Origin of the sequence: Streptomyces sp. NPDC050658 (genome assembly GCF_044457025.1) — a bacterium.
Lineage (GTDB): Bacteria > Actinomycetota > Actinomycetes > Streptomycetales > Streptomycetaceae > Streptomyces.
In genome coordinates this window covers 969602-982732 of the sequence record NZ_JBITGM010000001.1, presented here as the reverse complement: position 1 = coordinate 982732, position 13131 = coordinate 969602, and the positions used below count along the sequence as shown (strand labels likewise).

The 13131-nt window shown below is 70.0% G+C and carries 12 protein-coding genes; 4 read left to right on the top strand and 8 right to left on the bottom strand.

Annotated features, from left to right (window positions below; genetic code table 11):
- Nucleotides 1-26 precede the first annotated feature (26 nt).
- Complete coding sequence (locus ACIBKX_RS04460; protein ID WP_363273403.1) at nucleotides 27-1493, top strand: MFS transporter; 1467 nt, start codon at nucleotides 27-29, stop codon at nucleotides 1491-1493.
- On the opposite strand, the gene ACIBKX_RS04455 is transcribed toward ACIBKX_RS04460, so the two are convergent.
- Genes ACIBKX_RS04455 through ACIBKX_RS04440 form a run of 4 tightly spaced genes read right to left on the bottom strand, consistent with a single transcriptional unit; the run spans nucleotide 1490 to nucleotide 4732 of the window.
- Nucleotides 1490-1846 carry an MmcQ/YjbR family DNA-binding protein gene (locus ACIBKX_RS04455; RefSeq protein WP_363273404.1) on the bottom strand — a complete coding sequence of 119 codons (357 nt, stop codon included), beginning with the start codon at nucleotides 1844-1846 and terminating at the stop codon, nucleotides 1490-1492. The genes ACIBKX_RS04460 and ACIBKX_RS04455 overlap by 4 nt on opposite strands.
- Nucleotides 1843-3153 carry a hemolysin family protein gene (locus ACIBKX_RS04450; protein ID WP_363273406.1) on the bottom strand — a complete coding sequence of 437 codons (1311 nt, stop codon included), beginning with the start codon at nucleotides 3151-3153 and terminating at the stop codon, nucleotides 1843-1845. Before ACIBKX_RS04450 ends, ACIBKX_RS04455 begins: the two co-directional genes overlap by 4 nt.
- Before the next feature lie 16 nt (nucleotides 3154-3169).
- Nucleotides 3170-3667, bottom strand: a complete 498-nt coding sequence (gene ybeY, locus ACIBKX_RS04445; protein WP_363273407.1) for an rRNA maturation RNase YbeY — start codon at nucleotides 3665-3667, stop codon at nucleotides 3170-3172.
- Nucleotides 3668-3679: 12 nt separating this feature from the next.
- On the bottom strand, nucleotides 3680-4732 hold the full coding sequence (locus tag ACIBKX_RS04440) for a PhoH family protein (RefSeq protein ID WP_363273408.1): 1053 nt from the start codon (nucleotides 4730-4732) through the stop codon (nucleotides 3680-3682).
- 211 nt (nucleotides 4733-4943) lie between these two features.
- Between ACIBKX_RS04440 and era the strand changes: the two genes are divergently transcribed.
- A complete protein-coding gene (era, locus tag ACIBKX_RS04435) occupies nucleotides 4944-5906 on the top strand; it encodes a GTPase Era (RefSeq protein WP_363273409.1) in 963 nt (320 codons plus the stop codon).
- A 64-nt stretch (nucleotides 5907-5970) separates the two neighbouring features.
- Here era and ACIBKX_RS04430 read toward each other — a convergent pair whose 3' ends face one another.
- The 4 genes from ACIBKX_RS04430 to ACIBKX_RS04415 all read right to left on the bottom strand — a co-directional run bounded on the left by ACIBKX_RS04430 (nucleotide 5971) and on the right by ACIBKX_RS04415 (nucleotide 10038).
- Nucleotides 5971-7209, bottom strand: a complete 1239-nt coding sequence (locus tag ACIBKX_RS04430) for an MFS transporter (protein WP_363273411.1) — start codon at nucleotides 7207-7209, stop codon at nucleotides 5971-5973.
- The gene (locus ACIBKX_RS04425; RefSeq protein ID WP_363273413.1) at nucleotides 7206-8567 is read right to left on the bottom strand and encodes a GH1 family beta-glucosidase; all 1362 of its coding nucleotides are present in this window, start codon (nucleotides 8565-8567) and stop codon (nucleotides 7206-7208) included. Before ACIBKX_RS04425 ends, ACIBKX_RS04430 begins: the two co-directional genes overlap by 4 nt.
- Nucleotides 8568-8654: 87 nt before the next feature.
- Complete coding sequence (locus tag ACIBKX_RS04420; RefSeq protein ID WP_363273415.1) at nucleotides 8655-8921, bottom strand: protealysin inhibitor emfourin; 267 nt, start codon at nucleotides 8919-8921, stop codon at nucleotides 8655-8657.
- A gap of 43 nt (nucleotides 8922-8964) precedes the next feature.
- Nucleotides 8965-10038 (bottom strand): M4 family metallopeptidase, encoded by a 1074-nt coding sequence (locus ACIBKX_RS04415; RefSeq protein ID WP_363273416.1) that lies wholly within the window; start codon nucleotides 10036-10038, stop codon nucleotides 8965-8967.
- Nucleotides 10039-10330: 292 nt separating this feature from the next.
- Here ACIBKX_RS04415 and leuA point away from each other — a divergent pair, with 292 nt between their 5' ends.
- Both leuA and ACIBKX_RS04405 read left to right on the top strand, forming a co-directional pair.
- Complete coding sequence (leuA, locus tag ACIBKX_RS04410; protein ID WP_363273417.1) at nucleotides 10331-12049, top strand: 2-isopropylmalate synthase; 1719 nt, start codon at nucleotides 10331-10333, stop codon at nucleotides 12047-12049.
- Nucleotides 12050-12266: 217 nt separating this feature from the next.
- Nucleotides 12267-13001, top strand: coding sequence for a TerB family tellurite resistance protein (locus tag ACIBKX_RS04405; protein WP_399375669.1), 735 nt, complete (start codon nucleotides 12267-12269; stop codon nucleotides 12999-13001).
- Nucleotides 13002-13131: the final 130 nt, after the last annotated feature.

Below are 13131 nucleotides of genomic sequence, written 5' to 3'. Positions count from 1 at the left end.
ATTCCGGACGCCACAAGCTCATGGACATGGCGATCGACACCTCCGCTTCCCCGTCCACCACCTCCGCCCCTGCGTCCACCACCTCCGCCCCTGCGTCCACCGGTCCTGCCGCGGCCCCGCAGCCGAAGGCCCCCCGCCTCTCCACCCGCGACAAGCTCGTCCTCTTCGTGCTCTGCGCCGCCCAGTTCATGGTCGCGCTCGACTTCTCCGTACTGAACGTGGCGCTGCCCGTCCTCGGCGCCGACCTCGGCATGAGCCAGTCCGCGCTGCAGTGGGCCGTCACCGCGTTCGCCCTGCCGTCCGGCGGATTCCTGCTGCTCTTCGGCCGCACCGGCGACCTGTTCGGGCGGCGCAAGCTCTTCCTCGGCGGGCTCGCCCTGTTCGGCCTCGCCTCGCTGCTCGCGACGTTCGCCTGGGACCCGGCGTCGTTCCTCGCCGGACGCGCACTGCAAGGCGTGGCGGCGGCGGCGATCGTGCCGACCGGCATGTCCCTGCTGACCACGACCTTCCCCGAGGGCCCGCAGCGCGACCGTGCGCTCGGCATCTCCGGCACGCTGCTCTCGCTCGGCTTCACCGTCGGCATGGTCCTCGGCGGCGTACTGACCGACACGCTCGGCTGGCGCTCCACGATGGGCCTGCTGACCCTCTTCGCGCTGATCGTGCTGCCGCTCGCCCCCGGCCTGCTGCCCGAGTCCCGCACCCCGGACCGGCCGCGCCTCGACGTGCCCGGCGCGGTCACCGTCACCGGCGGTCTGCTCGCCCTGATCTACGCGCTCTCCACGGCTGCCGAGCGCGGCTTCGGCGGCACGGACGTCATCGTCACGCTGATCGCGGGCGTGCTGCTGCTCGCCGCCTTCGGGTACGTCGAGTCGCGCGCCGCGTCGCCGCTGGTCTCGCTGCCCATGCTGCGGCGGCGCACGGTGGCGTGGGGCAACCTCGGCGGTCTCGTCACCTTCTCGATGATGTCGACCGTCGTCTTCGTCCTCACCCTCTACCTCCAGGAGGTCCTGGAGCTCTCCGCCTTCCGGACGGGTCTCGTCTTCGGCGTGCAGGGTGTGCTCTCGATCGTCGCCGGGATGTACGCGCCCAAGGTCATCGGCCGCTTCGGGGCGCGCCGCACCCTGATCGGCTCGCTGCTCGGCCAGGGCCTGTTCGTCGCGACGCTCCTCGGCATCGGCGAGGCCGGTTGGTCGGTGTGGCTGGCCACGGCGGGCGTCTCCATCGCGAGCATGTTCCACCTGGGCGCGATCATCTCGTACGGCGTGACCGTGACGTCCGGCGTCCCGGACGAGGAGCAGGGCCTGGCCACCGGCCTGGTCACCTCCACCCAGCAGGTGGGCATCACCATCGGCATCCCGCTGCTCGGGGTCCTCGCGACGACGGGCACGGACCTGCTGGCCGGGACGCGGACGGTGCTCCTGATCGACACGGCGGTGGTGCTGATCGCGGCGGCGCTTGTGGCGGTGGGCCTGCGCCCCGCGCGTCGCGGCTAGGGGCGGTCGAGGCGGAGCCGCTGCGCCCGCGGGAGGCCGGCGACGACCAGGTCGTACGAGTCCTCGATGAGCTCCCGGACCTGCTGGTCGGGGAGCTCTCCGTCGACCGTCACCGTGTTCCAGTGCCGCTTGTTCATGTGCCAGCCCGGCACGATCTCGGGGTGCGCGGCCCGGAGTTGGAGCGCGATCTCCGGGTCGCACTTCAGGTTCACCTTCAGGGGCCGCGCGTCCAGGTGGCAGAGCGCGAACATCTTGCCCGCCACCTTGAAGACCGAGGACTCCGGATTGAACGGAAAGTCCTCCACCGCGTCGTTGAACGACAGACAGAACGCGCGCAGCTCCTGCGGAGTCACCCCGAAGTCCCCTTCCTCTCGTCCCTATCGGCCTGGGCCGTGACCGGCTCCACGAGCACCGTCACGATCTTGTTCCGCCGGCCCGCCGCGGACTCCGCCGTGAGCCGCAGCTCCCGCCCGTCCGGCAGCGGCACGATCGCCGACGCGTCGGCGATCGGCACCCGGCCGAGCGCCTTGGCGAGCAGCCCGCCGACCGTCTCGACGTCCTCGTCGTCGAACGCGTCGAGCCCGAAGAGCTCGCCGAGGTCGCCGATGTCGAGCCGCGCGGTGACGCGGAAGCAGCCGTCCGCGAGCTCCTCCACCGGCGGGAGTTCCCGGTCGTACTCGTCGGTGATCTCGCCGACGATCTCCTCCAGGATGTCCTCGATGGTGACGATGCCGGCCGTGCCGCCGTACTCGTCGATGACGACGGCCACGTGATTGCGCTCCTGCTGCATCTCGCGCAGCAGATCGCCCGCGTTCTTCGTGTCCGGCACGAACGTCGCCGGGCGCATGGCCGTCGACACCAGTTCGTTCTCCGCGTCGCGGTTGATGTGCGTCTTGCGGGCCAGGTCCTTCAGGTAGACGATCCCGACGACGTCGTCCTCGCTCTCGCCCGTCACCGGGATCCGCGAGAAGCCGGACCGCAGCGCGAGCGTCAGCGCCTGCCGGATGGTCTTGAAGCGCTCGATGGCGATCAAGTCGGTCCGGGGGACCATCACTTCGCGTACGAGGGTGTCGCCGAGCTCGAAGACGGAGTGCACCATCCGGCGCTCCTCGTCCTCGATGAGGGACTCCTTCTCCGCGAGGTCGACCATCGCGCGCAGCTCGGCCTCGGAGGCGAACGGGCCGCGCCTGAAGCCCTTTCCGGGCGTGAGCGCGTTGCCGATGAGGATCAGGAGCGGCGGGATCGGGCCCATGATCCGGGCCAGCGGCAGCAGCACATAGGCCGCCGCGGTCGCCGTGTTGAGCGGGTGCTGGCGGCCGATGGTGCGCGGCGACACCCCCACCGCGACGTACGAGACGAGGACCATCACGCCGATGGCGACGGCCAGCGCCTCCCAGGTCTGCTCGAACTCCTTCAGACAGGCGTACGTCACCAGGGCCGCCGCCGCCATCTCGCACGCCACGCGCACCAGGAGCGCCACGTTGAGATAGCGGGTCGGGTCGGCGGCGACCTGCGCGAGCTTCGCGCTGCCGCGCCGCCCGGAGCGGACCGCCTCCTCCGCCCGGAAGCTGGAGGTGCGGGCGATGCCCGCCTCGGCGCAGGCGGCGAGCCAGGCCACGACGACCAGGGCGACGGCGCCCGCGATCAGTTGAAGACTCATGACGGCGTCGGCGGCCCTACGAGACGGTGGGCGCGGGCGAGGGGCCCGTCAGACCGTGCTCGGCGCGCCAGCCGTCGACGATGGCCGCCTGGAGACCGAACATCTCCGCCTTCTCGTCCGGCTCCTCGTGGTCGTACCCGAGCAGGTGGAGCACGCCATGGACGGTGAGCAGCTGCAGCTCCTCGTCCATGGTGTGCTCCGTCTCCGCTTCCTTGCCCTGCTTGGTGGCGACCTCGGGGCAGAGCACGATGTCGCCGAGGAGGCCCTGCGGGGGCTCCTCGTCGTCCTTGGCGGGCGGCCGCAGCTCGTCCATCGGGAAGGACATGACGTCCGTCGGGCCCGGCAGGTCCATCCACTGGATGTGCAGCTGCTCCATGGCGTCGGCGTCCACGACGATCACCGAGAGCTCGGAGAGCGGGTGGATGCGCATCCGCGCGAGTGCGTAGCGGGCGATGTCGAGGATCGCCTGCTCATCGACCTCGGTCCCGGATTCGTTGTTGACGTCGATCGACATGGTGCGGTGCTTCTACTTTCCTCTGCGGCCCTTGTGGGTGCCGTTCTCGGTGCCGTTCTCGCTGTCGTACTTCTCGTACGCGTCGACGATACGGCCGACCAGCTTGTGCCGTACGACATCGTGCGAGGTGAGCCGCGAGAAGTGCACGTCCGCGACATCGGTGAGGATGTCCTGGACCTGCCGCAGACCGGACTTCGTGCCGTTCGGCAGGTCGACCTGGGTCACGTCACCGGTGACGACGATCTTCGAGTCGAAGCCGAGGCGGGTGAGGAACATCTTCATCTGCTCGGCGCTGGTGTTCTGCGCCTCGTCGAGGATGATGAACGCGTCGTTGAGGGTGCGGCCGCGCATGTACGCCAGCGGGGCGACCTCGATGGTCCCGGCGGCCATCAGGCGCGGGATCGAGTCCGGGTCCAGCATGTCGTGCAGCGCGTCGTAGAGCGGGCGCAGGTACGGGTCGATCTTCTCGTAGAGCGTGCCCGGCAGGAAGCCGAGGCGCTCGCCGGCCTCGACCGCGGGGCGGGTGAGGATGATGCGGTTGACCTGCTTGGACTGCAGGGCCTGCACGGCCTTGGCCATCGCGAGGTAGGTCTTGCCGGTGCCCGCGGGGCCGATGCCGAAGACGATGGTGTGCTTGTCGATGGCGTCGACATAGCGCTTCTGGTTGAGGGTCTTGGGGCGGATCGTGCGGCCCCGGGACGAGAGGATGTTCTGCGTGAGGACCTCGGCCGGGGTCTCCTGGCCGTCGCCCTCTCCTGCCTCGTCCGCCCTGAGCATGGCGATCGAGCGTTCCACTGCGTCCTCCGTCATCGGCTGACCGGTGCGGAGCACCAGCATCATCTCGTCGAACAGGCGCTGGATGAGGGCCACTTCACGGGCGTCACCGACGGCGCTGATCTCATTTCCCCGGACATGGATGTCGGCCGCCGGGAAGGCCTTCTCGATCACGCGCAGCAGGGCGTCTCCGGAGCCGAGCACCGTGACCATCGGATGGTTGGCCGGGACGGTGAAATGGGCTCGGGCCTGGCCCTGGGCAGGGGTACGAGCTGTGGGTGTCTGAGTCATGGGCCGGCTCTAAGGCCTGCTCATCCTCCTCATGCGGGGCTTGGTGGCCGCTCGACAGCCTTGCACTGCCAAGAGTACGACGCACCACTGTCACCGCCGTAGGACTTTTTCGCTCCAGTGGCGGGCGGCGGCCCGGTCACCACGGGCCGGTGCTCCGATCGGCCCCCCGACGGTGACGCTGCGTGCTGCGGCCCTCCGGCGATCAGGGAGAATGGGCGCCATGAGCGTTCGTACCCAGTCATCCGAGCCGTCCGAGGCGCCCGCCCACCGGGCCGGTTTCGCCTGCTTCGTCGGCCGCCCCAACGCGGGCAAGTCCACCCTCACGAACGCTCTGGTCGGCAAGAAGGTGGCGATCACCGCCGACCAGCCGCAGACCACGCGGCACACCGTGCGCGGCATCGTGCACCGCGACGACGCGCAGCTGATCCTGGTGGACACCCCCGGCCTGCACAAGCCGCGCACACTGCTCGGCGAGCGGCTCAACGACGTCGTGCGGACCACCTGGGCCGAGGTCGACGTCATCGGCTTCTGCCTGCCCGCGAACGAGAAGCTCGGCCCCGGTGACCGGTTCATCGCCAAGGAACTCGCGTCCATCAAGAAGACGCCGAAGATCGCGATCGTCACCAAGACGGACCTCGTCGACAGCAAGGCGCTCGCCGAGCAGCTCATCGCCATCGACCAGCTCGGCAAGGACCTCGGCTTCCAGTGGGCCGAGATCATCCCGGTCTCGGCGGTCGGCGACAAGCAGGTGGATCTGCTGGCCGACCTCATCGTGCCGCTGCTCCCCGAGGGCCCCGCGCTCTACCCCGAGGGCGACCTCACCGACGAGCCCGAGCAGGTCATGGTCGCGGAGCTGATCCGCGAGGCCGCCCTTGAGGGCGTACGGGACGAGCTGCCGCACTCCATCGCCGTGGTCGTGGAGGAGATGCTGCCGCGCGAGGACCGCCCGGCGGACAAGCCGCTCCTGGACATCCACGCCTTCGTCTACATCGAGCGCCCCAGCCAGAAGGGCATCATCATCGGCCCCAAGGGCAAGCGGCTGAAGGACGTCGGCATCAAGTCCCGCAAGCAGATTGAAGCGCTGCTGGGTACGCCGGTCTTTCTTGACCTGCACGTGAAGGTGGCGAAGGACTGGCAGAGGGACCCGCGTCAGCTGCGGAAGCTGGGGTTCTGAGGCTCTATTTCGGCTGCGGGCGGGTGGGGGCTTGTCGCGCAGTTCCCCGCGCCCCTTACGGGGCCTACTCCACGCCCCTGATCCGCCGCACCAGCACCGCCCCCGCCAACCCCACCACCGCCGCCGTCAGGTACAGCACCCGGTAGCCGCCCAGATGCGTCACGATCGGGGCCGCGATGGCGGGGGCCGCCACCTGCGGCAGGGAGTTGGCGATGTTGATGACGCCCAGGTCCTTGCCGCGGTCCAGGGCCTTCGGCAGTACGTCCGTCATCAGGGCGAAGTCGACCGACGTGAAGACGCCGAAGCCGATGCCCAGCACCGCCGCCGCGACGATCGCGCCCGGCCACGTCTGCCACACCGCCAAGAGGCTCGTCGCCACGGCCATCAGCACGCCCGACCAGGTCACGAAGGGTTTGCGGCGGCCTACCCGGTCGGACCAGGCGCCGCCCACCACGACCGTGGCGAGCATCGTCACGCCGTTCACGGCCGTCAGGATCAGCACTCCCTCGTCCGGGTCCGCGTACTCCAGGCGGTCGCGGAGGAAGTAGAGGAGATAGAGCAGCACGATCGAGTTGCTCACGTTGATCAGGAAGCGGGTCAGCCACGCCCAGCCCAGGTCCGGGTAGCGGCGCGGGCTCAGCCAGAACCCGGCCAGGAAGGTGCGCCAGTGCCACGGCGGCCGGTCGGCGGCGTCCAGGCGCAGATCCCGATGGCGTACGACATAGGGGAGCACGCCCGCCACCGTGAACACCGCACACGCCGCGTACCCCGCGACCGTCCCGCCCGCCACCGTCGCGAGCGCCGTCCCGACGACCACCCCGAGCAGCTGCGCCGCGCCCAGCCAGCCGCCCACGGAGCCCCGTTGAAGCCGCGGCACCCGGTCCGGGACCGCGGCCGTCACCGCGGCGAAGGCGGCGTTCAGGGTGAGCTGGACCAGGCACCAGCCCGCCGCCATCCACCACACCGAGCCCGCGGCGGAGAGCAGCAGGAGCGAGGCCGCGCCGCCCGCCGTGCCCGCCACGATCCACGGCGTGCGCCGCCCCCAGCGGGACGTCGTGCGGTCCGAGAGCGCGCCGAAGAGCGGGTTCGCGGCGAGGGACACCACCGCGCCGACGCCCGTCACCCAGGCGAGCACCGTCTCCTTCGACGTGCCCGCCGGCGCCAGGTCCTCCGCCTGCATGGCGAGCAGGATCTGCAGCGGCCCGTACCAGCCCACCCAGATCGCCCCGTTGGCCACCGAAAGGGACGTCGTCCAGCCCGTGGCGACCCGCTCCGTCGGCTCCCGCAGCGCGGTGGCGGTCATCCGCGCTGCGCCCGCAGGGTCTCGCGCAGCCAGCCGTACGACGCCTTCGGGGTGCGTACGAGAGTGTCGTAATCCACGTGGACGAGGCCGAAGCGCTGCCGGTAGCCCTCCGCCCACTCGAAGTTGTCCATCAGCGACCAGACGAAGTAGCCGCGTACGTCGACGCCCGCCGCCAACGCCCGGTGCAGCGCCCGCAGATGGCCGTCCAGGTAGGCGATCCGCTCCTGGTCGTCCAGACCCTCGTACGAGCAGCCGTTCTCCGTGATGACGAGCGGCGGCAGCCGGTCGCCGTACCGGTCGCGGAAGCCGGTGAGCAGCTCCGTGAGCGCGTCGGGGACGACGGGCCAGCCGAAGTCCGTCACCAGATGTCCCGCGATCTCCCTTGGAGAGAAGGGGAGTTCGGGCGGCAGCGTGAGACCGGAGAACTCCGTCGATGCCGCATCGGGCAGCGGCGCGCCCACCTTCGTCGGCTGGTAGAAGTTGATCCCGTACCAGTCGACCGGCTCGGCGATGACCTTCAGGTCCGCCGCGATGTCGTCGCCCGGCATCAACTCCCCGACACCTTCCGGGTATCGGCCGAGCAGCAGCGGGTCCGAGAAGAGCCGGTTGAGGAGTACGTCGTAGAAGTCCGCCGCCGCCGTGTCCTCGGCGGAGTCCGACGCGGGCCAGGTCGGGCCGTGCGAGTTGGCGATGCCGATGTCCGTGACGCCGGCCGCGCGCAGCGCCCGTACCGCGAGGCCGTGCGCGAGGAGCTGGTGGTGGGCCACCGGCAGCGCGTCGAACATCAGCTGCTCGCCGGGTGCGTGCTGGCCGAGCGCGTGGCCGAGCAGGGTGTGCTCGGCGGGCTCGTTGAGGGTGATCCACTTCTTGGCGCGGTCGCCGATGCGGTCCGCGACCACGGCCGCGTACTCGGCGAACCGCTCGGCGGTATCGCGCTTCAGCCAGCCGCCCGCCTCCTGGACGGCCAGCGGGGTGTCCCAGTGGAAGAGGGTGGGGACGGGGCGGATGCCCGCCGCGCACAGTTCGTCGACCAGACGGTCGTAGAAGTCGAGGCCCGCCGCGTTCGGCTCGCCCGTGCCCGACCGCAGCACGCGCGGCCACGACACCGAGAAGCGGTAGGCGTCCACGCCCAGCTCCCGGATGAGCGCCACGTCCTCGCGGTAGCGGTGGTAGTGGTCGCAGGCGACGGCCGCCGTCGTGCCGTCCTTCACCCGGCCCGGCACCGCGGTGAACGCGTCCCACACCGAGGGGCCGCGTTCGTCGACGGCGCCCTCGATCTGGTGGGCCGATGTGGACACCCCCCACAGGAAGTCGCGGGGGAACTGGGGTATCGGTTCACGCGCATCGCTCGCTGCCATGGGCGCGATCTTCCGTACCGCCCAGTAAGGAAGTCAATGGGCGTACCCCAGAAAAGATGAACACTTCTCAAGTTTTACGAAGGGGTGCTACGAGCCCTCCTTCAGGACCCGCGAGATCAGCCTGCGCTGCGGGTCGGTCAGCCGGGGGTCCGAGCAGTACACGGTGTGCCCGTCGACGGTCAGCTGGTAGTTGAACCCGTCCGGCACCCCTATCGGCGGCGTGCTGCGCCCCTCGGCCACGGCCTCTTCGGCCAGGGCGTGCCACTCGTGGGCATCGGGCAGTCCCGAGGTGTCGATCTCGGCGTGCCGCTCGATGCCCGCGAATCCTCCCGTGCGCTTCACCTGGATACGCATGGGTCCTGTCTACTCCACCGGACGTGCGGCCGGAAGCAGGCCGTCAGTCGGTGGCCGGTACCTTCACCGTCGACCACGCGTCGATGACGGCCTTCAGCTCGTCCCCGTCGCCGTACTTCGCGCGCGCGGCGGCGACCGTCAGCTTCGCGAAGTCGGTGAACGACGCGTCCTGCGCCAGCTCGCCGCCGGTCAGGACGGCGTACCAGATCTGTCCGGCCCGCTCCCACGAGTGACCGCCGAGGGCATCGGCGACCAGGTAGAACGCGCGGTTGGGGATGCCGGAGTTGATGTGCACGCCGCCGTTGTCGCGGCCCGTGCGGACGTAGTGGTCCATGTCGGCGGGCTGCGGGTCCTTGCCGAGCACGTCGTCGTCGTACGCCGTGCCGGGCTCCTTCATGGAGCGCAGCGCCTTGCCGGTGACGCGCGGGGCGAGCAGCCCGGCGCCGATCAGCCAGTCGGCGTCCGCCGCGGTCTGGCCGAGCGTGTACTGCTTGATCATCGAGCCGAAGACGTCGGCCATCGACTCGTTGAGGGCGCCCGGCTGGCCGAAGTACGTGAGGTTCGCCGTGTACTGCACGACGCCGTGCGTCAGCTCGTGGCCGATGACGTCCACCGGAATGGTGAAGTCGAGGAAGATCTCGTTGTCGCCGTCTCCGAACACCATCTGCTCGCCGTTCCAGAAGGCGTTCCCGTAGTTCTCGCCGTAGTGGACCGTCGCGTTCAGCGGGAGCGCGCTGCCGTCGATGGAGTTGCGCTCGTACGACTTCAGGAACAGCTCGAAGGTCGCGCCGAGCCCCGCGTAGGCCCGGTTGACGGTCGCGTCCCTGCCGGGCTTCTCGCCCTCGCCACGGACCTTGCGGCCCGGCAGCTCGGTCTTGTGCCGGGCGTCGTAGATCGTCCGGTGCGGTTTGCCTTCGGCCGCTTCCTTGGGCGGCGTGACGGCGGGGGCGCCGATGACCGTGGTCAGCCGGCGGTGGGTGCGCTCGATGGCGTCCCGCTCCAGGGTGCGGCGGGCGGGTCCGGCGAGCGAGGCGTCGTCACTCTGGGCGAGAGTGTCGAGCACGTGGGGCGGAATGATGGTGCAGAAGACAGGCTCGAAGCCTGGGATGGCGGTCATGGCGGCAATGTGGCACTGAGCTATGCCGCTGTCACTACCTGCAACCATGATTAGTGAAATAGAGGGATTGATCACCTCTAACCCGTTACCTGACCGCAATCCCGCATACTGATACGGGCCCGCGCATCCAGCGCGGCTCGGCTAGGCTGCGGAGCATCATGCGTTACGGGCTGCTTCTCCTTAGCTGCCGCGGCGAGGGCCTGTAGTCGAGGCCGACCCCCTCCCCGCGGAGTTCGGTGTTGCGCTAAGACCGTCGGCCGTCCTTCCGGACACTCCCGAGGAGCCCCGCATCATGCCGAACTTCCAGCGCCCCACATCCATGCCGGTCCACAAGTACGGCCAGTACGAGCAGGTCGACATCCCCGACCGCAGCTGGCCGCAGAACCGGATCACCGTCGCCCCTCGCTGGCTCTCCACTGACCTGCGCGACGGCAACCAGGCACTGATCGACCCGATGTCCCCGGCGCGCAAGCGCGAGATGTTCGACCTGCTGGTCCGTATGGGCTACAAGGAGATCGAGGTCGGCTTCCCCTCGTCCGGGCAGACGGACTTCGACTTCGTGCGCTCGATCATCGAAGAGGGCGCGATCCCGGACGACGTGACGATCTCCGTCCTGACGCAGGCCCGCGAAGAGCTGATCGCCCGCACCGTCGAGTCCCTGGTCGGCGCCAAGCGCGCCACCGTCCACCTGTACAACGCGACCGCGCCGGTCTGGCGCGAGGTCGTCTTCCGTGGCTCGAAGGACGCGGTCAAGCAGATCGCCGTCGACGGCACCCGGCTGGTCATGGAGTACGCGGAGAAGCTGCTGGGCCCCGAGACGGTCTTCGGCTACCAGTACAGCCCCGAGATCTTCACGGACACCGAGCTGGACTTCGCCCTGGAGGTCTGCGAGGCCGTCTGCGACGTATGGCAGCCGGGCCCGGACCGCGAGATCATCCTCAACCTGCCCGCCACGGTGGAGCGTTCGACGCCCTCCACGCACGCGGACCGCTTCGAGTGGATGTCCCGCAACCTGTCGCGCCGTGAGTACGTCTGCCTGTCCGTGCACCCGCACAACGACCGCGGCACCGCCGTCGCCGCCGCCGAGCTGGCCATCATGGCCGGAGCCGACCGCATCGAGGGCTGCCTGTTCGGCCAGGGCGAGCGCACCGGCAACGTCGACCTGGTCACCCTGGGCATGAACCTGTTCTCGCAGGGCGTCGACCCGCAGATCGACTTCTCCGACATCGACGAGATCCGCCGCACCGCCGAGTACTGCAACCAGATGGAGGTCCACCCGCGCCACCCCTACGCGGGCGACCTCGTCTACACCGCCTTCTCCGGCTCCCACCAGGACGCCATCAAGAAGGGCTTCGAGGCGATGGCGGTCCGTGCCGAGGAGCAGGGCAAGACCGTCGACGACATCGAGTGGGCCGTGCCCTACCTGCCCATCGACCCCAAGGACGTCGGCCGCTCCTACGAGGCCGTGATCCGGGTCAACTCGCAGTCCGGCAAGGGCGGTATCGCCTACGTCCTGCAGAACGACCACAAGCTGGACCTGCCGCGCCGCATGCAGGTCGAGTTCTCCAAGATCATCCAGACGAAGACCGACGCCGAGGGCGGCGAGGTCACGCCCGCCGCGATCTGGAGCATCTTCCAGGACGAGTACCTGCCCAACCCGCAGAACCCGTGGGGCCGCATCCAGGTCAAGAACGGCCAGACGACCACCGACAAGGACGGCACGGACACCCTCACCGTCGAGGCGACGGTCGACGGCGCCGACACCGTCCTGACCGGCACCGGCAACGGCCCGATCTCGGCCTTCTTCCAGGCGCTGCAGGGCATCGGCATCGACGTACGCCTGCTGGACTACCAGGAGCACACGATGAGCGAGGGGGCGTCCGCCGTCGCCGCCTCGTACATCGAGGTCGCCATCGGGGACAAGGTCCTGTGGGGCATCGGCATCGACGCGAACACGACGCGTGCGTCGCTGAAGGCTGCGGTCTCCGCCGTGAATCGCGCGGCGCGTTAGCCGCACCCCTGCTCTTCGGCTGCGGCTTCGCCGTGGCTGGTCGCGCAGTTCCCCGCGCCCCTTCGGGACGCTCCCCTCGCCGGACGGGCTCAAAATGTGAGCCCGTCCGGCGGCGTCTACCGGCCATCTCTCGCACAGGGTGCTGACGCCACATCAACAATGTGGCTAACATCACGCCCAACGCGGCAATGTTGCCGGGGCGTTACGGAGGTGCGTGGTGCTGCCAGATCGGGGACGAAACGGCCGGGAATCCCGCATCTTCGCCACGCCCGTGTCGCGCGCGCGGGTGCTGCGCAGGCGCGTGATCGGCGTGCACACGGCCTGGACCACCGTCGGGGACGGCGAGTTCTTCTGCCCCGGCTGCGGCGGTGACCGCAACTTCCAGCGACGCACGGGCCGGCGCCGCTTCGTCTTCCTCGGCGTCCCCGTACTGCCCCGCGGCACCACGGGCCCCATCGTCGAATGCGCCGCCTGCCAGGACCACTTCGGTACGGACGTTCTCGGCCATCCCACGACGACCCGGCTCTCCGCGATGGTGCGCGACGCCGTGCACACCGTCGTCCTCGCCGTGCTCTCGGCCGGCGGTACCTCCTCGCGTACGACGCTCGACGCGGCCGTCTCCGTCCTGCGCGGCGCCGGATACGACGACGCCTGCGAGGAACAGCTCGTCGCGCTCGTCGAGGCGCTCGCCGCCGACACAGGGCGCGCGACGGTGCCGGACTGCGGGCCCGGACTCGCCATCGAACTGCACGAGGCGCTCGGCCCGCTGGCCCCGCACCTCGCCCCCGCCGGACGCGAGTCGCTGCTGCTCCAGGGCGCGCGGATCGCCCTCGCGGACGGGCCGTACACACCGGCCGAGCGCGAGGTCCTCTCGACCGCGGGCGGGGCGCTGACGATCGGCGCGGACGAGGTGACGCGACTCCTGGTGGCGGCGCGGACCACGCTGTCGTAGTCATCGCCCGGAGTACTCCGCCGGGAGTAATCCCGCCGCCGTGCCTCCCGGCGCGGTACGCCCCAACTCGCCCTCCGGCCCGACGGATCGGCCGACGCGCTCCGGAAGGGTTGGCACTGAACCTGCCAAC